This window comes from Streptomyces sp. NPDC020490 (genome assembly GCF_044335305.1).
GTDB lineage: Bacteria > Actinomycetota > Actinomycetes > Streptomycetales > Streptomycetaceae > Streptomyces.
The window spans coordinates 157,548-175,791 of record NZ_JBIRUY010000007.1 but is presented as its reverse complement, the minus strand read 5'-3'; the positions used below and the strand labels follow the sequence as shown (position 1 = coordinate 175,791).

The following is an 18,244-nucleotide window of genomic DNA, read 5'->3' as shown; positions in this document are numbered from 1 at the left end:
CCTACGAGGTGTCCCGGGGTTCGTCAGGTCACGTCGTCATAACCGTTCACGCGCTCGGTGCTCGCCTGCTCGGGCAGGGTGCGGCCGGCGGAGACGGGTTCGATCTCGCCGATGTCCTCCGGGGTGAGGTCCAGCTCCGACGCCTCGTCGTCGGCGGGGCCCTCGGCCTCGCGCCGGCGCCTGCGTCCGTCGTTCAGCAGCGAGAAGACGACCGCGCCGAAGTACAGCACCCAGATCGGCCCGGCCAGGGCCAGCATCGTGAGCGGGTCCGTGCTCGGCGTCGCGATCGCGGCGAACACGGTGATGCCCATGATCATGCCGCGCCACCAGCCGAGCATGCGCCTGCCCGTCAGCACCCCGGTGAGGTTGAGCATGATCAGCAGCAGCGGCAGCTCGAAGGAGAGGCCGAACACGAGCACCATGCGCGTGACGAGGTCGAGCAGGTCGTCGAGCGGCAGCAGGTTGTTGACGCCGTTGGGCGTGAAGCCGATCAGGACCTTCGCCGTGGTCGGCAGCACCTTGTAGGCGAAGTAGGCGCCGCCGAGGAAGAGCGGCACGCCCGTGCCGACGAACGCGTAGGCGTACTTGCGCTCGTGCCGGTGCAGGCCGGGGGCGACGAAGGCCCACAGCTGGTACAGCCACACCGGGGAGGCCAGCACCACGCCGGCCATCAGGGACACCTTCAGCGCCAGCGTGAACGGCGTGAGCAGACCGTTGATGGTGATCTGCGCGCACTGCTGGGACTTGTCCGAGGAGTTGGCCAGCTGCTCGAAGGTCTTGCCGCAGCCGACCGAGTCCAGCACCGGCTTGGTGATGACGTTGACTATGTCGTTGTAGAAGAAGGCGGCCACGGCGGTGACGACGACGATGGCCAGCATGGCCTTCGCGAGCCGGTTGCGGAGCTCACGCAGGTGATCCGCGAGGGGCATCCGCCCCTCGGGGTCCTTCTCCTTCTTGCGGGCAGACTTGAGCAACCCACGTCCTCATCTCGTGCGGCGGGCCGGGGGTCTCCGGCCCTGCATCATCAGGCCTTGGTGGAGTCCGTCGGCTCGGTGACCGGGCGGGCGCTGGTCACGTCGCCGGGGGCGGCCTGGATGGTGCGCTGCGCGGGGGGCTGCTCGCCGGTGTTCGGCGGGCCGGCCGGGGTGGCCGTGGAGCTGCCCTCTTCCTTCATCGCCTTCGCCTCGCTCTTGAGGATGCGGGCGGACTTGCCGAGCGAGCGCGCCATGTCGGGAAGCTTCTTCGCGCCGAACAGCAGGATGATGACGACGAGGATGAGAATGATCTCGGGGGCGCCGAGCCTTCCGAACATAAGTCTTTACCTTCTCACCGAGGCGGCTGGGGGTGGGGTGCTGTCCGACCGGTCGGACAGGTGTCCGAGCAGTCGTGTTGCCAGCGATCGTAACGCTCGGGGGTGAACGTGAGGCAATCCCCGTGCGTACTCCCGTCCGCGGTCCGGGCCTCGTTCTCCGGGCCGCGGTCAGCAGCGTACCCGGCACGGCCGCCGCGATGACAGGCTGAAGCGGCCCAAATCGCCTTCCGGCGCAGGACTCACAGAGTTCTTACGGTGGCACTCACAGCGAGTCCGCGGCCCGCGCCGCACTCAGCGAGGCACGCTCCAGATCCTCGGCGGCCCGGTTGATGCGGTGCGCGGAGTCCGCCACCTGCCGCCCCAGCCGCTGCGCCTCCATGAACACCCGCACGGCGAGTACACCCAGCACGGCGAGACCCGCAAAACCCACGGCTACCGCGAACATCGGCCAGAACATGACGTCGATCCCAAAGCTCTACAGGGCGGAGTGGAGGCGCAGGGTCTTCACGCCGCCGCCGGTCAGCAGCTCGACGATCCGCTCCCCGGCCGGCTTGCGGACCGCTGCGCCGCAGTCCGGGCAGGTGAAGGAGTAGAAGGTGGTGCGGCTGGTGGCGCCGATGGCCAGGCGCAGGGCTCCCGCGGTGAGTTCGAAGCTGCCCCGGCAGTCCGGGCAGCAGGCTCTGAACACCACCGGGGACACGCTGCGCATCCCGGCGAAGGCGGACGCCACCGACACGCTGCGCACCTCGGACGTCGACGACTCGCTCACAGCCCCTGCTCCTGCCTGTCGTACCGACCGTCGTGAACCACGCGACCCGCCAGGTCCCCGGCGCCGCCCGGCCAGGGAGCCGCCCGGCCGGCCGGAACCCGGTCCTCCGCCCCGTCGTACGCCGCCAGCGCCTCGCGCGCCGCCCGCCGGGCGCTGTCGGCGAGGTCGCGCGGCGACACGATCCGGCCGTCCCGCCCGAGCCGCAGCGCCAGACGCCGCAGCGACGCGGGATCAGGGGTCCGCAGGGTGATACGCAGCCCGCCGCCCGGAAGCTCATCCGCACTGTCGTGCGGGTAGTACTCGGCGACCCACCGGCCGCCCGGGCCGACCTCGACGACGACCTCCGGATCCTCGGCGGCCGGCTGCACGAGCCCCTCCGACAGGTCCCGCAGCTCCACCTCCGGCGGCGCGGACGGCTCGTCCAGGATCGTGATCTCGGCGACCCGGTCGAGCCGGAAGGTACGGCGCGCCTCGGAGCGCCGGCACCAGGCCTCCACGTACGTGTGCCCCACGCTGACCAGGCGGATCGGGTCGATCTCGCGCTCGGTGACCTCGTCACGGGCCGGCGAGTAGTAGCGGATCCACAGCCGGCGGCGCTCGGAGATCGCCCGGTCGACGTCCGCGAAGACGCCGCCCTCCGACTCGAACGTCACCGACAGCCGGGAGCTGGCGCCGGCCGCCTCACCGGCCGCGGCCTCCACCTTCGCCGTCGCCCGCAGCAGCGCCTGCCGGTCGCTCTCCCGCAGGCCGGGCAGCGTGGCCACGGCCCGCGCCGCCACCAGCAGGGCGGTGGCCTCGTCGGCGGCCAGCCGCAGCGGCTCGGCCGCCTCCGCCGCCAGGGCGGCCGGGTTGTGCCACCAGATGCGCTCGCCGTCGGTGTCGATGTCGAGCAGATCGCCGCCGCGGAAGCTGGTGCCGCACATGGGCAGCACGTCCAGGTCCGAGACCAGCTCGTCCTCGGTGATGCCGAAGGCGCGCGCGACGTCCTCGATCCGGGCCCCGGGACGCTCCTTGAGATACGTCACCAGGGACAGCATCCGCCTGGTCTGGTCGATGGCGTTGACGGGCCTGACCGGTTTGCCTGCCACTGTCCTCGTCCGCTCCCCCTCAGCCCTTGGCCACGGCACGCAGCCGGTCCACCACGTCCGCCCGCAGCTCGGCGGGCTCCACAACCACCACGTCCGGACCGAACTCCACCAGCCAGGCATCCAGCCCGTGCCCGTACGGAATCTCCAACTCGTCCCACCCGTCGCCGAGTTCCCGGACGGACGTGGCTTTCGCCCGAAGGGGGTACCCCGCGCCCGAGCGCAGCCGGATCCGCGCGCTGCGGTCGGCGGTCTCCCCCGCCCAGCTCGCGACGGTCTCCCGGACGGTGACGACATCGGGCACCGGCGCGGTGAACCGGCCGCTGCGGCTGCGCACCTTCCCGGTGATCCGGGACAGCCGGAAGACCCGCTCGGCGCCCCGGTCCCGGTCCCAGCCCGCCAGGTACCAGTGACCGCGCCAGCACTCCAGCGCCCACGGCTCCACCTGCCGCGGCTCGGGGCGGGCGGCGGTGGCCTTGCGGTAGTCGAAGACGACCGGGCGACGGTCGCGGCAGGCCAGCATCAGCGGCTCGAACGCGGCTTCGTGCACCGGGATGCGCGGCTCCAGCGCCCCGTGTGCCTCGTACGGGTCCACCTCCTCGGGCAGTCCCGCCGCGCGCAGCTTCTGCAGCGCGCCGCTGGCCGCGCCGGCGAGCCGGGCCTGCTGCCACACCTTCGCGGCGAGCCCCAGGGCCGCGGCCTCCTCGGCGTCGAGGGTGATGGGGGGCAGGCGGTTGCTGTCACGGCGCGCGACGTAGCCGGTCTCGCCGTCGAGGTTCTCCACCGTCTCGATGACGAGTCCGAGTTCGCGCAGGTCGTCCTTGTCCCGCTCGAACATCCGGCTGAAGGCGTCCTCCGAACCGGCTTCCAGATAGGCCTCGATGGACTCACGCAGCTCGCGCTTGCTGAGCGGCCGCCGCGTCCCGAGCAGACACAGCGCCAGGTTCATCAGCCGCTCGGCCTTGGCAATGGCCATCGACGCCCTTCGCCTCCCTATGGTGCTTGACGACGACGACCGTACCGCCCCGAAGTGGCGTGGCAAAAGCCGAGGGTCCCCGCCCGCGCGGGCAGGGACCCTCGGCCCGTCGTGTCCGGTCCGGCGCCGGTCAGACCGCGATCAGGTCCACCACGAAGATCAGCGTCTCACCGGGCTTGATCGCCGGGGTCGGGCTCTGGTTGCCGTAGGCCAGGTGGGCCGGGATGGTCAGCTGGCGCCGGCCGCCGACCTTCATGCCCTGCACGCCCAGGTCCCAGCCCTTGATGACGCGGCCGCCGCCCAGCGGGAAGCGGAACGGGGTACCGCGGTTCCAGCTGGCGTCGAACTCCTCACCGGTGCTGAACGCCACGCCCACGTAGTGGACGGTGACGGTCTGGCCCGCCTGCGCGACCGCGCCGTCGCCCTCCCAGATGTCCTTGATCTCGAGGTCCGCCGGGGGCTCGCCGCCCGGGAAGTCGATCTCGGGCTTCTCGATGCTCACGTCTTAGCTCCTGCTGGTCTGCGGAAAGGCAACACGCACAGTCTTACATCCCCGGAGGGTCACATCTTCGCCAGGATGTCGACGGAGAAGACCAGCGTGGAGCCCTTCTTGATGGCTCCGCCGCTCGGCGGCTTGTCCCCGTACCCCAGCGAAGGAGGCACGACGACGAGGACCCGGCTGCCCACCTTCTTGCCCGTCACACCCTGCGCGAGCCCCTTGACGACCTGCTGCATCTGCTGGATCGAGAACTGGCTGAGCCGCCCCTGCGCGTACGTCGACTCGAACTCCTTGCCGGTCTCCCAGACCATCCCCCGGAACTGGCACAGGACGGCCTCGCTCTCCTTGACCGCCTCGCCGTCGCCCTCCAGGACATAGGCGGACACCAGCTTCTTCGGCGCGGCCGTCTTGGGGACGTCGATGGCGGGGGCCTTGCCGTCGGTGTTGGTGCCGACCTTGGGCAGGGCCGCGTCGTTCTGCGCGACCGGCTTGCCCTTGGCGGAGCTCTTGGCGTTGAAGGTGGCCAGCAGGTCGACGACGAAGACCAGCGTGTCGGTGCCCTTGATGCCCGCCTGCGCGTTGCCCTGCGTGCCGTAGCCCCAGGTCGGCGGGACGGCCATGAGGACCCGGCTGCCGACCTTCTTGCCGGCCAGGCCGTAGCGCCAGCCGTCGATGATGCTGCCCTGGGCGAGCTGCAGCAGCAGCGGGGTGCCCCGGTCGTAGGAGTTGTCGAAGACCTTCGCCGTGTCCCAGATCTGACCGAGGTAGTCCGCCTGGATGAAGTCGTTCTCCGCCACCGTCTGGCCGCTGCCGGTGATGACCGCGCGGACCGCGAGGTTCTTCGACGGGTCGCCGCTGCCCTTCGCGACGGTCGGCTTGGTGCCGAACTTCGTGCCCGCCGTGATCGCCGGCAGCGGACCGTCGACGATCTTCGGCGGCGGCGCGGCGGAGGCGGCCGAGGCGGAGGGCGACGCGCCGGCCTTGCTCGAGTTGGACGAGTCGTCGCCGCACCCGGCGAGCGTGACCAGTCCTGCGGGTACGGCGATCAGTAGGGAGCGTCGGCGCACGATGAAGGCCTCGTATCGGTCGATCTTGTTGATGGCGTGCGCGCAACTCTACGGCGTGACAAGGGCGCCGCACGGAAAACGTACGGCGCCCGTGTGGCGTCGCGGTCTTCGTCCGCGACGCACTGCTCACATTCCGGCGATCAGTTTCTCCACCCGGTCGTCCACGGAACGGAACGGGTCCTTGCACAGCACCGTGCGCTGCGCCTGGTCGTTGAGCTTGAGGTGGACCCAGTCGACGGTGAAGTCCCGGCGCTGTTCCTGGGCCCTGCGGATGAAGTCGCCGCGCAGCCGGGCCCGAGTGGTCTGCGGCGGAACGGACTTGCCCTCGAAGATCTTCAGGTCATTGCAGACACGGGCCGCCTGACCCTTCTTCTCGAGCAGGTAGTACAGGCCACGACGGCGGTGGATGTCGTGGTAGGCGAGGTCTATCTGCGCGACCCGCGGATGAGACATGGTCATGTTGTGCTTGGCCCGGTACCGCTCGATCAGCTTGTACTTGATGACCCAGTCGATCTCGGTGCCGATGCGGTCCAGGTCCTCCGACTCGATGGCGTCCAGCGTGCGGCCCCACAGCTCCAGCACCCGCTCCACGATGCCGGTACGGATGCCGCGCCGCTCGCAGAAGTCCACGGCCTTCTCGTAGTACTCGCGCTGCACCTCCAGCGCGGAGGCCTCCCGGCCGCTGGCCAGACGCACCTTGCGCCGGCCCGTGATGTCGTGGCTGACCTCGCGGATCGCCCGGATGGGGTTCTCCAGGGTCAGGTCACGCATCACCGTGCCCGCCTCGATCATGCGCAGCACCAGGTCGGTGGCCCCGACCTTCAGCAGCATGGTCGTCTCGGACATGTTCGAGTCGCCCACGATCACGTGCAGACGGCGGTAGCGCTCGGCGTCCGCGTGCGGCTCGTCCCGCGTGTTGATGATCGGCCTCGAACGCGTCGTGGCCGAGGAGACGCCCTCCCAGATGTGCTCGGCCCGCTGGCTGACGCAGTACACCGCACCGCGCGGCGTCTGCAGCACCTTGCCGGCACCGCACAGCAACTGGCGGGTGACCAGGAACGGGATGAGGATGTCCGCGAGCCGGGAGAACTCCCCGTGCCGGGCGACCAGATAGTTCTCGTGGCAGCCGTAGGAGTTGCCCGCCGAATCGGTGTTGTTCTTGAAGAGGTAGACGTCGCCCGCGATTCCTTCCTCGTGCAGGCGTCGTTCGGCGTCCACCAGGAGTCCCTCGAGAATGCGTTCGCCGGCCTTGTCGTGGGTGACCAGTTCGATCACATTGTCACATTCGGGTGTCGCGTATTCCGGATGTGAGCCCACGTCGAGATAAAGGCGGGCGCCGTTTCGCAGAAAGACATTGCTGCTGCGGCCCCATGACACGACACGGCGGAAGAGGTACCGCGCCACCTCGTCAGGCGACAGGCGGCGCTGTCCCCTGAACGTGCACGTGACGCCGTACTCGTTCTCCAGCCCGAAAATGCGGCGGTCCATGACTGAACATTACGCCCGATCCCCTGAGCTGAAACGGGGTTCGACAGCACGGTTTGGATCATTTTCAGATGAAGCCGCAACGACCGCCCGCCCCACGGGCCCCGTCAGAAGCCCCCGCGTGACCAGCAGAACCAGCAACGACACTCCCCCGGCCGCACCCGGTACGGCGAACCCCCACAAGGCCCCGCCCGCCTCGACGACCGGACCCGCGACCCCCGTCCCGACCGACGCTCCCACCGTGAACGTCGTCACCAGCCAGGAGAACGCCTCGGTGAGCGTCCCGCCCGGCGCGTGCCGGTCGACCAGGACGAAAGCGCAGGCGATGGCGGGCGCCAGGAACACCCCCGCCAGAACGGTGAGCAGCACCATGGCGACCGCGCCCGGCATCAGCATCAGCGGCAGGTAGCACACCGCCAGCAGGGCCACGATCCCCTGCAGCCGGCGCGCCGGCTCCCCCGTCCACCGCCGCGCGCCGTACACCGTGCCGCCCAGCAGCGCGCCAAGCCCCAGGGCCGCCATCAGCCAGCCGTACACCGCGTCACCGCCGTGACCGTCCGCGTACGGCACGCAGGCCACCGTGATGGAGCCCAGCGCGATGCCGACGAACAGGAACGCGCCCAGCAGCGCCAGCAGACCGGGCGAGCGCAGGGCACCCAGCCAGTGGGCCTCCCGCGGCGCCGAGCGCCACGCACGCGAGGGCGGCGAGCAGACCACGGACAGGGCGCCGAGGACGCCGACCGCGTTCAGCGCCAGCAGGGCGGCCCGCTCCGACCAGAGCGACACGCACAGGGTCACCAGCAGCGGGCCGACGGTGAACAGGACCTCCTGCGCCACGGCGTCCAGCGCGTAGGCCGTGTGCACCTGCTCCTCGCGCCGCAGCACGGACGGCCACAGGGCCCGCAGACCGCCCTCCAGCGGCGGAGCGAACAGGCCCGCCGCCGCGACGGCCGCGCAGGCGGACGGCAGCGGATCGGTGCCCGAGAAGGCGAACACGCCCATCGCCAGGGCCGACACGACGGCCGCCGGCAGCTGCACCCGCGGCTGGCCGTACAGGTCCACCAGCCGGCCCAGCACCGGCTGCCCGACGGCGTTGGCGACGCCGTACACCGCCGCCAGGACGCCCGCCAGGCTGTACGTACCGCCCTCGGCGCGCACGAACAGCACCAGGGCGATCGCGGCGGTCGCGTTGGGCAGACGGCCCACCAGCGTGCCGGTCAGCAGGCGGGCCGCGTGCTTCGCCCTGAGGATCTCCAGGTATCCCGCGGCCATGCCCAGCCTCCAAGTGTTACGTATAACTTCGGTGCCCATACGTACCATGTCCGCTGTTCACCCGTCCAGACGACAGCAGGCCGCAGCGAGCCGGCCGGCCCTGCCGGAGACGAACGGACAACCGGACAGACCGGACGAAGAGGAGCGGACCCACGGTGGCACCCAGCAGCACCCGCCCGACCAGCCGTGACGTCGCACAGCGAGCCGGGGTCTCCCAGGCCGCCGTCTCCCTCGTCCTCGGCGACAAATGGCGCGGCCGCGTCTCCGAACCCACCGCCGAGCGGGTACGACAGGCCGCACGCGACCTCGGCTACCGCCCCAACCTCGCCGCCCGCAACCTGCGCCTGGGCCGCACCCGCACGGTCCTCCTCGTCGTGCCCGTCCTGACCACCGAGTTCTTCGCCGGCGTCTACACCGGCGCCGCCCGCGTCGCCGCCGGCCACGGCTTCGGCGTCGTCCTCTACCCGTCCCCCGAAGGAAGGCCCCTGCGGGCCGCCCCCATCCCCGACCCCTTCGCCTCCGCCCAGGCCGCCGTGGACGGCGTCATCGCCTCCTCCATGACCGCCGACGCCCTCACCGCCATCCGCGGCGACCAACTGCCCCTCGTGATGCTCGACAGCGACCCCGCCGGCAACCTCGGCGCGGCCACCGTCAACCTGGACATCGCCGACGGCGTCCGCCGGATCGCCGAACACCTCCTCGGCCTCGGCCACCGCCGCTTCCTGCACCTGGCCGCCGACGTACCCTCCTGGACCTTCGAGGTCCGCGCGCGCGAACTCGCCGCCCGCGTCCGCGCCGTCCCCGGCACCACCCTGCACACCGCCCGCGCGCCCATCTCCATCGACGCCGCCCGGACCGCCGCCGAAGCCGCCCTGACCCGGCCCGGCCCCCGGCCCACGGCGCTCGTCTGCGACGACGACAAAATGGCGGCCGGCGCCTACAAGGCCCTGCGACGGCTCGGCCTGCGCGTCCCCGACGACGTCTCCGTCACCGGCGTGGACGACCTCGCCCTGGCCACCGCCCTCGACCCCGAACTGACCACCGTCCGCCTGGACGCCGAACTGTTCGGGGAACACGGCATGCGGGCGCTCCTGGCGGTACTGGAAGGCCGCGCACCGGAAGCAGGAGACATCCCCGTCGAACTCGTCGTCCGGGGCTCCACGGCGCCGCCGAGCACCTCCTGAACGCCCTGTGCCCCGGCCGCAGGATCGGCCGGGGCACACGAGGAACGGAACACACGAGGAACGGGGCGGGGCGGGTCTACTCCTCCTCGGAACTCTCCGCCTCGGAGCTCTCCGAGCTCCCCGCCTCGGCGGACGCGCCACCGCTCTCCAGCAGCCGGGAGAGCTGACGGCCCACGATGCGCTTGAACTTGCGCGCCTGCGGACGCGTCCGGTCCAGCACCGCGACCTCCAGCCGCTCCGCGGGAATCTCCCGCTGCGTGCCGTTCGTGTCACGGGACAGCGCCTGCACGGCGAGCTTCAGAGCCTCGGCGAGACTCATGCCGTCCTGGTGCCGCTGGTCGAGGTAACTGCTGATCTGCTCGGCATTGCCGCCGACCGCGACCGAGCCGTGCTCGTCCACGATCGAACCGTCGTGCGGCAGCCGGTAGATCTGGTCGCCGTCCGGCGTCTCGCCGACCTCGGCCACGACCAGCTCCACCTCGTACGGCTTCTCGCCCGCCGAGGAGAAGATCGTGCCCAGCGTCTGGGCATAGACGTTGGCGAGACCGCGCGCGGTCACGTCGTCCCGGTCGTAGGTGTAACCGCGCAGGTCGGCGTAGCGCACACCACCGATGCGCAGGTTCTCGTACTCGTTGTACTTGCCGGCGGCCGCGAAGCCGATCCGGTCGTAGATCTCGCTGAACTTGTGCAGCGCGCGGGACGGGTTCTCGCCGACGAAGACGATGCCGTCGGCGTACTGCAGCACGACCAGGCTGCGGCCACGGGCGATGCCCTTGCGGGCGTACTCCGCCCGGTCGGCCATCGCCTGCTGGGGTGAGACATAGAACGGCGTCGACACCGGTTATCCGTCCCTTTCTGTCGAAGTCACAGGATCACCTTGATAAGAAGCCCGGCCGCCGGCTACAGCAGCGCGGCCCGCGGGCCGTCGGGCTGCTCCAGCCGCCGCTCCAGGATCGAGCGGGCGACGGCGGAGGACTCGTCCTCGGTGAGACGGCGGAAACCGTCCTCGGTGATCACCATGACGATCGGGTAGATCCGGCGGGCGACATCGGGACCACCGGTCGCCGAGTCGTCGTCAGCCGCGTCGTAGAGAGCCTGGACCACCAGCGTGGTGGCCTGCTCCTCGGTCAGGTCCTCGCGGAAGAGCTTCTTCATCGCTCCGCGCGCGAAGATCGAACCGGAACCCGTGGCCGCGTAGCCGTGCTCCTCGGAGCGGCCGCCCGTGACGTCGTAGGAGAAGATGCGGCCCTTCTCCCGGTCCACGTCGTAACCGGCGAAGAGGGGCACCACGGCCAAGCCCTGCATGGCCATGCCGAGGTTGGAACGGATCATGGTCGACAGGCGGTTGGCCTTGCCCTCCAGGGAGAGCTGGGCCCCCTCGACCTTCTCGAAGTGCTCCAGCTCCAGCTGGAACAGCTTCACCATCTCCACGGCCAGACCGGCGGTGCCGGCAATGCCGACCGCCGAGTACTCGTCGGCCGGGAAGACCTTCTCGATGTCGCGCTGGGCGATCACATTGCCCATGGTGGCCCGGCGGTCACCGGCGAGCACCACACCCCCGGGGAAGGTCACGGCGACGATGGTCGTGCCGTGCGGCGCCTCGATCACCCCCTGGATCGGCGGCAGCTGCCGCCTGCCGGGCAGCAGCTCCGGCTGGTGCTCGGAGAGGAAGTCCATGAACGACGAGGATCCCGGCGTCAGGAAGGCAGCCGGTAGACGCCCGGTGCCACGAGTGTTGGCTTCCACGCGATTCCTTCCACGTAAGCAGCAGCCCGCCTTATGGCATCGGGCCGATCCTTGAACTGCCCCAGTGCGGCATTGCAGCTGAAGCACAGTACGCCACGGACCCTACCCGTCTTGTGGCAGTGATCCACATGCTCGGGCACGGCCGCCAGGCATATACAGCAGACGCCCCCTTGCGAGGCGATCAACTCGTCGCGCTCGGCTTCGGTGATGCCGTACTGGCGCTTGAGATGGTCCTGCCGCCCGAGCCGGGACCGGCACGCCTTGCAGCGAGTGGCCAGCCCGTCGGAAGCGGTCGCGTTGCGATGCCATTCGCTGTGAGGCTTGACCTCACCACACGTCCGGCAGAGCTTGTGCCCGGCCGGGACGTCCGCCTTCTCCCGCACGGTCCTGCCCATGGCCTCCCGGCGGCGCCGGTAGTGCGCGGCGCTGTATTCCGCCACGCACTCCCGGCAGTGCACTTGGAGTCCATCCCGCCGATTCCTGTCTCGCGCAAACGCCCCGCAGGAGGCAGCTCCCGCTCACATTTCCTGCATCGCTTCGCGCTCGGCTCCTCGGTCACCCTCTCCCCCGTCACTTTCATTTCAAAGGAAGGGTGGCCAATTCACCTTCACTCTCCGCCTTTTTGCACGAAGGAGCGAACGAAATCCTCGGCGTTCTCCTCGAGTACATCATCGATTTCGTCCAGGACGGAGTCCACGTCGTCGCTCAGTTTCTCGTGGCGCTCCTTGAGGTCGTCCGTCGCCTGCGCGTCCTGCGCCTGCTCCTCGACCTCCTCGGTGGAGCGCGTCGCCTTCTGCTGTCCGCCGCCGGTGTCCTTGGTCGCCATAACCCTCACCCCGCTCGGTTCGACGTTCTTGATCAGACCCTACAAGCAGGGTCCGACATCGGCCCCGCTGTTCCCTCAACGTCCGGGGACCACCTTCATGATTCCCTTACGCCGGGTTTTCCACCCTGCCTCCCTGCCGGGCAGGGTGCGCCCCGGGTACCCGCTCAGCCGCCGGACAGGACCCTGACCAGGTCTTCCGCCGTGCGGCAGCGGTCCAGGAGCGCCTTGACGTGATTTCGCGTTCCGCGAAGCGGTTCGAGGGTTGGGACGCGCTGGAGCGAGTCCCGGCCCGGGAGGTCGAAGATCACCGAGTCCCAGGAGGCCGCCGCGACGTCTTCCGCGTACTGCTCCAGGCAGCGTCCGCGGAAGTAGGCGCGGGTGTCCTCCGGCGGCTTGGTGCGGGCCCTGTCGACCTCGTCCTCGGTCAGGATGCGCTTCATGCGGCCGCGGGCGGCCAGGCGGTTGTAGAGGCCCTTCTCGGCCCGTACGTCGGCGTACTGGAGGTCGACCAGGTGGAGCCGGGCGGCGTCCCAGTCGAGGCTGTCGCGGCGCCGGTAGCCCTCCATGAGCTCCCGCTTGGCGACCCAGTCCAGTTCGCCGGCCAGGCTCATCGGGTCGTGTTCCAGGCGGTTGAGGGTGTCCTCCCAGCGGGCCAGGACGTCCTTGGTCTGCTCGTCAGCGTCGGCGCCGTAGCGTTCCTCGACGTACTTGCGGGCCAGTTCGTAGTACTCCATCTGCAACTGGACCGCGGTGAGCGTGCGGCCGCTGCGGAGCGTGACGAGCCGCTTGAGCGAGGGGTCGTGGGAGACCTGGTGGAGGGTGCGGACGGGCTGGTCGACGGCCAGGTCGACGGCGATGAAGCCGTCCTCGATCATGGACAGGACCAGGGCGGTCGTGCCCACCTTCAGGTAGGTCGAGATCTCCGAGAGGTTCGCGTCGCCGATGATGACGTGCAGGCGGCGGTACTTCTCGGCGTCCGCGTGCGGTTCGTCGCGGGTGTTGATGATCGGGCGCTTCAGCGTCGTCTCGAGGCCGACCTCGACCTCGAAGTAGTCGGCGCGCTGGCTGAGCTGGAAGCCGTGCTCGTGTCCGTCCTGGCCGATGCCGACGCGGCCGGCGCCGGTCACCACCTGGCGGGAGACGAAGAACGGCGTGAGGTGGCGCACGATGTCCGAGAAGGCGGTCTCCCGCTTCATCAGGTAGTTCTCGTGCGTGCCGTAGGAGGCGCCCTTGTTGTCGGTGTTGTTCTTGTAGAGGTGGATGGGCTGTGCCCCGGGGAGCTGGGCCGCGCGTTCGGCGGCCTCTGCCATGATCCGTTCGCCGGCCTTGTCCCAGAGGACCGCGTCGCGCGGGTTGGTGACCTCGGGTGCGCTGTATTCGGGGTGTGCGTGGTCGACGTACAGTCGCGCGCCGTTGGTGAGGATCACGTTGGCGAGGCCGATGTCCTCGTCGGTGAGCTGGCTGGCGTCGGCGGCCTCGCGGGCGAGGTCGAAGCCTCGCGCGTCCCGCAGCGGATTCTCCTCCTCGAAGTCCCATCGGGCCCGCCGGGCCCGGTGCATCGCCGCCGCGTAGGCGTTGACGATCTGGGACGAGGTGAGCATGGCATTGGCGTTGGGGTGGCCGGGGACGGAGATTCCGTACTCGGTCTCGATGCCCATTACTCGCCGTACGGTCATGCGGCCCTCCTTGCCCGGCGGCGCCCTCGGTCGGGGGCGGCGCTCAGATACCGCTGGCGCTCCGGTGCGTGTGCGGTGCCCGTCCCCGCACTGCGCGCCTCGGCGGTACCGGTACCGAAGAGCCTAGAACGGCTCTGCGCTGGTGGGGAGATCATTTGCGTCATTGGTCTTGCTCCGGCAGTGGCCCGGAAAGCACTCGGCTGCGGGTACCCGCTGAGGGCACCCGCAGCCGCCCTGACTTTTAGAGGTACTGACCGGTATTCGCCACCGTGTCGATGGAGCGTCCGGTGTCCGCGCCCTGCTTTCCGGTGATGAGGGTGCGGATGTAGACGATCCGTTCGCCCTTCTTGCCGGAGATCCGGGCCCAGTCGTCCGGGTTGGTGGTGTTGGGCAGGTCCTCGTTCTCCTTGAACTCGTCCACGCATGCCTGGAGGAGGTGGGAGACCCTGAGGCCCTTCTGGTTGTGGTCGAGGAAGTCCTTGATCGCCATCTTCTTGGCGCGGCCGACGATGTTCTCGATCATGGCGCCGGAGTTGAAGTCCTTGAAGTAGAGGACTTCCTTGTCGCCGTTGGCGTAGGTGACCTCCAGGAAGCGGTTCTCCTCGGACTCGGCGTACATGTGTTCGACGGCGGTCTGGATCATGCTCTCGACCGTGGCCGCCTTGTCGCTGCCGTGTTCGCCGAGGTCGTCCGCGTGGAGCGGAAGGCGCTCGGTGAGGTACTTCCCGAAGATGTCCTTCGCCGCCTCGGCGTCCGGACGCTCGATCTTGATCTTCACGTCGAGCCGGCCGGGGCGCAGGATGGCCGGGTCGATCATGTCCTCGCGGTTGGAGGCGCCGATGACGACCACGTTCTGCAGGCCCTCGACGCCGTCGATCTCGGCGAGCAGCTGCGGGACGATGGTGTTCTCCACGTCCGAGCTGACGCCGGAGCCGCGGGTGCGGAAGAGGGATTCCATCTCGTCGAAGAAGACGATGACGGGTGTGCCCTCGCTGGCCTTCTCCCGGGCACGCTGGAAGACGAGGCGGATCTGCCGCTCGGTCTCGCCGACGTACTTGTTCAGCAGCTCGGGGCCCTTGATGTTGAGGAAGAAGCTCTTGCCGGCGGCCTGGCCGGTGACCTCGGCGACCTTCTTGGCCAGCGAGTTGGCGACGGCCTTGGCGATGAGCGTCTTGCCGCATCCGGGGGGCCCGTACAGCAGGACGCCCTTGGGCGGCCGCAGTTCGTGCTCCTTGAACAGGTCGGGGTAGAGGTACGGGAGCTCGACCGCGTCGCGGATGGCCTCGATCTGGTTGCCCAGGCCGCCGATCTGCTCGTAGCCGATGTCGGGGACTTCCTCGAGGACGAGTTCCTCGACCTCGCTCTTGGGGACGACCTCGTAGACGTATCCGGAACGGGGTTCGAGCAGCAGGGCGTCGCCGGCGCGGATGGTGACGTCCAGCAGCGGCTCGGCGAGCCGTACCACCCGTTCCTCGTCGGTGTGCCCGAGCACCAGGGCGCGTTCGCCGTCCTCGAGGATCTCCTTGAGGGTGACGATGTCCCCGACGCGCTCGAACTCCATGGCGTCGACCACGTTGAGCGCTTCGTTGAGCATCACTTCCTGGCCGCGCCGGAGCCCGTCGAGCTCGACGCTGGGGCTGACGTTCACCCGGAGCTTGCGGCCGCCGGTGAAGATGTCGGCGGTGCCGTCCTCGTTGGCCTGCAGGAAGACACCGAAGCCGGCCGGTGGCTGCGCGAGCCGGTCGACTTCTTCCTTGAGGGCCACGATCTGGTCGCGGGCCTCACGGAGCGTGTTGGCGAGCCGCTCGTTCTGCGCGGACACGCCGGCCAGGTTGGTCTGCAGCTCGACGATCCGCTCTTCGAGAATCCTCGTGTGTCGCGGAGAGTCGGCGAGCTTGCGTCGCAGGACGGCGATCTCCTGCTCAAGGTAGGCAATCTGCCCGTCGGGGTCGTCGGACCCTCGTCCCGGGCGGATGCCGCGGTTCATGTCGTCGTCGTGGGCTGCCACGGTCCTCACCTCCTCCAAGGGGAGCTGGACGCTTCCAGACCCTACCTGGGTGGGTGTCGATTGAAACCCCTAGATCACAAAGACGGTCGGGGTGTGTCCGATCTTCACCCTTGCGCTCTCCCTCACGCCAGGGGAATACCCACCGAACATGATTGGAAAGCGGGCGAAGGTAGGGTCGAAGTGTTCAACACCCTTCAGAGCTGGCCTGATTCCCGTCGGCTCGTCAGCCAAACGGCAGGAGACATGAGCGTGCAGCAGGAGGCCGTGCAGCAGGTGGCCGGGGCCGACGGTGCGGCACTGGAGGTCTGGATCGACCAGGACCTGTGTACCGGTGACGGCATCTGCGCCCAGTATGCGCCGGAGGTGTTCGAGCTGGACATCGACGGTCTGGCCTACGTCAAGGGCGGCGACGACGAGCTGCTCCAGGACAGGGGGGCCACGGCACCGGTGCCGCTGCCGCTGCTGACGGACGTGGTGGACTCCGCGAAGGAGTGTCCGGGCGAGTGCATCCATGTACGGCGCGTTTTGGACAAGGTGGAGGTGTACGGCCCGGACGCGGAGTGAGAGAGGTGTCACCTCGCGTGACGGTTGTCTGATTTCTCACAAGCGCCGGTGGCGCCGGTCACACGCTCCGGGTGCCGGCGGGTGTCGAGCGGACGAAGGCGCCGTCCTTCCAGGCCCACTTCGCCTTGTCGGTCTGGTCGGGGCAGCAGCGGGGCACGTCGTCGGACGAGTAGCCGAGGAGGGTGGCGAGGACGGCGCCGTCGCGCACCGCGAGATCGCCGACGGTGTCGCCGTCCTTGGGGTCGACGAGGGTGGCCACCACGCGCGCCTTGTCGCCGTGGGCGGTGCGGGTGAGGACGTACACGCCGTCGGGCGGGGTGCCCATGGGGGCGTCGCAGTGCACCACGGCCACGGTCTCCGGCCTGCCGTCGCCGTCGAGGTCCCCGGTGGCCTTCTTCTGCACCACGGCCTTCACGGGACCGCAGGTGATCGGGAAGTCGACGCCCGCGGTGCCGGGCGGGGTGGCCGCGTGGACGGCTTTGGTGTCGTGGCCGGCCGGCTGTGCCGCCGTCGCCGATCCGGGCTGCAGGAGCGAGGACACGGCCATCACGCCGGCCACGGCCGTGGCGGTGGCGAGCCAGTGGATCGGGCGGGTTTGGGTGTGGGCCAGTTCCGGGACGGCGGAGTGCTGCACTAGGAGTGTCTCCTGTGAGGGCTGTGCCGGTGGGGGTGGCCTGCATCGTGCCACACGTCACAGTGTGAAGGAACGGCGGGGTGCACGGCCGGGACGGCCCCCGCCCGGGTTCGTTCGCTTTGTGCTGTTCTGTCAACACGCGAGCGCCGCCGCGGAGTTCCGGAGGGTGCTGGGGAACTCCGCGGCGGCGCTCGTACGTTGACCGCGGCCGGGTGGCCTCAGCGGCCGGTGCCTCCGTCGGCGTTGGGGCCGGCGTAGTCCTCGCCGTAGGCGCCCTTGGCGGGGCGGCGGCGGCGCATGGGCGGCTCGACGCCGTCGGCGAGGCGGCGGGCGGTGAGGAGGAAGCCGGTGTGGCCGATCATCCGGTGGTCGGGGCGGACGGCCAGGCCCTCGATGTGCCAGTTGCGGATCATCGTCTCCCAGGCGGTCGGCTCGTTGAAGCAGCCGATCTCGCGGATGGACTCGACGGTCCGGGCGAGCTGGGTGGTGGTCGCGACGTAGCAGCACAGGATGCCGCCGGGCACGAGCGCCTTGGAGACGGCCTCCAGGCATTCCCAGGGGGCGAGCATGTCGAGGATGACGCGGTCGACGTCGGTGTCGCTCAGGTTGTCCTGGAGGTCACCGACCGTGAGCTGCCAGGCGGGGTGCGGGCCGCCGAAGTAGCGTTCCACGTTCTGCCGGGCGATGTCCGCGAAGTCCTCGCGGCGCTCGTAGCTGTGCAGCATGCCCTGGTCGCCGATGGCGCGCAGCAGGAAGCTGCTGAGCGAGCCGGAGCCGACGCCGGCCTCGACCACGCGGGCGCCGGGGAAGATGTCGGCGAAGGCGAGGATCTGCCCCGCGTCCTTCGGGTAGACGACGGCTGCCCCTCGGGGCATGGACAGGACGTAGTCGGGGAGCAGGGGGCGCAGCGCGAGGTAGGCGACGTTCCCGGTGGTGCGGACAACGCTGCCCTCGGGAGCGCCGATCAGTTCGTCGTGCGGGAAGGAACCCTTGTGGGTGTGGAAGTTCTTCCCGGCTTCGAGCGTGAACGTGTAGTGGCGGCCCTTGGGGTCGGTCAGCTGAACCTGGTCCCCGACCTTGAAGGGCCCGCGCCTGCGGGCGGCACCGGTCGGTTCGGACATGTGAACAGCCTACCGGCCTT

19 protein-coding genes and 1 pseudogene are annotated in these 18,244 nt (G+C 69.8%); 2 read left to right on the top strand and 18 right to left on the bottom strand.

The features are described from left to right. Nucleotides 1–23: 23 nt before the first annotated feature. From tatC to ACH4ZX_RS10555, 10 genes are all read right to left on the bottom strand, one after another. A complete protein-coding gene (gene tatC, locus ACH4ZX_RS10600; protein WP_398270610.1) occupies nt 24–974 on the bottom strand; it encodes a twin-arginine translocase subunit TatC in 951 nt (316 codons plus the stop codon). Between the two features lie 50 nt (nt 975–1,024). Next, nucleotides 1,025–1,312 (bottom strand): Sec-independent protein translocase subunit TatA, encoded by a 288-nt coding sequence (gene tatA, locus ACH4ZX_RS10595; protein WP_360752079.1) that lies wholly within the window; start codon nt 1,310–1,312, stop codon nt 1,025–1,027. Between the two features lie 262 nt (nt 1,313–1,574). After that, nucleotides 1,575–1,769 (bottom strand): hypothetical protein, encoded by a 195-nt coding sequence (locus ACH4ZX_RS10590; RefSeq protein WP_398270607.1) that lies wholly within the window; start codon nt 1,767–1,769, stop codon nt 1,575–1,577. A gap of 18 nt (nt 1,770–1,787) precedes the next feature. Further along, the gene (locus ACH4ZX_RS10585) at nt 1,788–2,081 is read right to left on the bottom strand and encodes a hypothetical protein (protein WP_324788736.1); all 294 of its coding nucleotides are present in this window, start codon (nt 2,079–2,081) and stop codon (nt 1,788–1,790) included. Beyond that, nucleotides 2,078–3,169, bottom strand: a complete 1,092-nt coding sequence (locus ACH4ZX_RS10580) for a helix-turn-helix transcriptional regulator (protein ID WP_398270603.1) — start codon at nt 3,167–3,169, stop codon at nt 2,078–2,080. Before ACH4ZX_RS10580 ends, ACH4ZX_RS10585 begins: the two co-directional genes overlap by 4 nt. A gap of 19 nt (nt 3,170–3,188) precedes the next feature. Next, the gene (locus tag ACH4ZX_RS10575; RefSeq protein ID WP_398270601.1) at nt 3,189–4,142 is read right to left on the bottom strand and encodes a helix-turn-helix transcriptional regulator; all 954 of its coding nucleotides are present in this window, start codon (nt 4,140–4,142) and stop codon (nt 3,189–3,191) included. 130 nt (nt 4,143–4,272) lie between these two features. Then, nucleotides 4,273–4,644: an FKBP-type peptidyl-prolyl cis-trans isomerase gene (locus ACH4ZX_RS10570; protein WP_324788739.1), complete on the bottom strand. Its 372-nt coding sequence runs from the start codon at nt 4,642–4,644 to the stop codon at nt 4,273–4,275. A 59-nt stretch (nt 4,645–4,703) separates the two neighbouring features. Continuing rightward, nucleotides 4,704–5,708, bottom strand: a complete 1,005-nt coding sequence (locus tag ACH4ZX_RS10565) for an FKBP-type peptidyl-prolyl cis-trans isomerase (RefSeq protein WP_398270597.1) — start codon at nt 5,706–5,708, stop codon at nt 4,704–4,706. A gap of 126 nt (nt 5,709–5,834) precedes the next feature. After that, nucleotides 5,835–7,196 (bottom strand): Pup--protein ligase, encoded by a 1,362-nt coding sequence (pafA, locus tag ACH4ZX_RS10560; protein ID WP_398270594.1) that lies wholly within the window; start codon nt 7,194–7,196, stop codon nt 5,835–5,837. Between the two features lie 9 nt (nt 7,197–7,205). Then, complete coding sequence (locus ACH4ZX_RS10555; protein ID WP_398270591.1) at nt 7,206–8,465, bottom strand: MFS transporter; 1,260 nt, start codon at nt 8,463–8,465, stop codon at nt 7,206–7,208. A 155-nt stretch (nt 8,466–8,620) separates the two neighbouring features. Between ACH4ZX_RS10555 and ACH4ZX_RS10550 the strand changes: the two genes are divergently transcribed. Then, on the top strand, nt 8,621–9,649 hold the full coding sequence (locus ACH4ZX_RS10550; protein ID WP_398270588.1) for a LacI family DNA-binding transcriptional regulator: 1,029 nt from the start codon (nt 8,621–8,623) through the stop codon (nt 9,647–9,649). Nucleotides 9,650–9,725: 76 nt separating this feature from the next. On the opposite strand, the gene prcA is transcribed toward ACH4ZX_RS10550, so the two are convergent. The 6 genes and pseudogenes from prcA to arc all read right to left on the bottom strand — a co-directional run bounded on the left by prcA (nt 9,726) and on the right by arc (nt 15,905). Beyond that, entirely contained in the window at nt 9,726–10,487 is a 762-nt protein-coding gene (gene prcA / locus ACH4ZX_RS10545) for a proteasome subunit alpha (RefSeq protein WP_398270585.1), read from the bottom strand. Between the two features lie 62 nt (nt 10,488–10,549). Continuing rightward, on the bottom strand, nt 10,550–11,395 hold the full coding sequence (gene prcB / locus ACH4ZX_RS10540) for a proteasome subunit beta (protein WP_398270582.1): 846 nt from the start codon (nt 11,393–11,395) through the stop codon (nt 10,550–10,552). After that, nucleotides 11,347–11,975 (bottom strand): annotated as a pseudogene (locus tag ACH4ZX_RS10535) (endonuclease VII domain-containing protein). Before ACH4ZX_RS10535 ends, prcB begins: the two are co-directional and overlap by 49 nt. 27 nt (nt 11,976–12,002) lie before the next feature. Then, entirely contained in the window at nt 12,003–12,221 is a 219-nt protein-coding gene (locus tag ACH4ZX_RS10530; RefSeq protein ID WP_121888496.1) for a ubiquitin-like protein Pup, read from the bottom strand. Nucleotides 12,222–12,385: 164 nt separating this feature from the next. Then, nucleotides 12,386–13,897 (bottom strand): depupylase/deamidase Dop, encoded by a 1,512-nt coding sequence (dop, locus tag ACH4ZX_RS10525; protein WP_351899199.1) that lies wholly within the window; start codon nt 13,895–13,897, stop codon nt 12,386–12,388. Between the two features lie 241 nt (nt 13,898–14,138). Continuing rightward, entirely contained in the window at nt 14,139–15,905 is a 1,767-nt protein-coding gene (gene arc / locus ACH4ZX_RS10520; RefSeq protein ID WP_398270578.1) for a proteasome ATPase, read from the bottom strand. Between the two features lie 243 nt (nt 15,906–16,148). Here arc and ACH4ZX_RS10515 point away from each other — a divergent pair, with 243 nt between their 5' ends. Beyond that, complete coding sequence (locus ACH4ZX_RS10515; protein WP_398270575.1) at nt 16,149–16,469, top strand: ferredoxin; 321 nt, start codon at nt 16,149–16,151, stop codon at nt 16,467–16,469. Nucleotides 16,470–16,527: 58 nt separating this feature from the next. Here the strand turns inward: ACH4ZX_RS10515 and ACH4ZX_RS10510 are convergent, their stop codons facing one another. Together ACH4ZX_RS10510 and ACH4ZX_RS10505 are read right to left on the bottom strand one after the other, a co-directional pair. Beyond that, nucleotides 16,528–17,103 (bottom strand): hypothetical protein, encoded by a 576-nt coding sequence (locus ACH4ZX_RS10510; RefSeq protein WP_398270573.1) that lies wholly within the window; start codon nt 17,101–17,103, stop codon nt 16,528–16,530. A gap of 218 nt (nt 17,104–17,321) precedes the next feature. Next, nucleotides 17,322–18,224, bottom strand: a complete 903-nt coding sequence (locus ACH4ZX_RS10505) for a tRNA (adenine-N1)-methyltransferase (protein WP_061921269.1) — start codon at nt 18,222–18,224, stop codon at nt 17,322–17,324. Nucleotides 18,225–18,244 lie beyond the last annotated feature (20 nt).

What these genes read in the sequence shown, in the direction of transcription:
- ACH4ZX_RS10555 (WP_398270591.1), bottom strand. Translation starts at nt 8,465, where the DNA reads ATGGCCGCGGGATACCTGGAGATCCTCAGGGCGAAGCACGCGGCCCGC.
- ACH4ZX_RS10530 (WP_121888496.1), bottom strand. Translation starts at nt 12,221, where the DNA reads ATGGCGACCAAGGACACCGGCGGCGGACAGCAGAAGGCGACGCGCTCC.
- tatA (WP_360752079.1), bottom strand. Translation starts at nt 1,312, where the DNA reads ATGTTCGGAAGGCTCGGCGCCCCCGAGATCATTCTCATCCTCGTCGTC.
- pafA (WP_398270594.1), bottom strand. Translation starts at nt 7,196, where the DNA reads ATGGACCGCCGCATTTTCGGGCTGGAGAACGAGTACGGCGTCACGTGC.
- ACH4ZX_RS10575 (WP_398270601.1), bottom strand. Translation starts at nt 4,142, where the DNA reads ATGGCCATTGCCAAGGCCGAGCGGCTGATGAACCTGGCGCTGTGTCTG.
- ACH4ZX_RS10590 (WP_398270607.1), bottom strand. Translation starts at nt 1,769, where the DNA reads ATGTTCTGGCCGATGTTCGCGGTAGCCGTGGGTTTTGCGGGTCTCGCC.
- ACH4ZX_RS10505 (WP_061921269.1), bottom strand. Translation starts at nt 18,224, where the DNA reads ATGTCCGAACCGACCGGTGCCGCCCGCAGGCGCGGGCCCTTCAAGGTC.
- dop (WP_351899199.1), bottom strand. Translation starts at nt 13,897, where the DNA reads ATGACCGTACGGCGAGTAATGGGCATCGAGACCGAGTACGGAATCTCC.
- ACH4ZX_RS10515 (WP_398270575.1), top strand. Translation starts at nt 16,149, where the DNA reads ATGAGCGTGCAGCAGGAGGCCGTGCAGCAGGTGGCCGGGGCCGACGGT.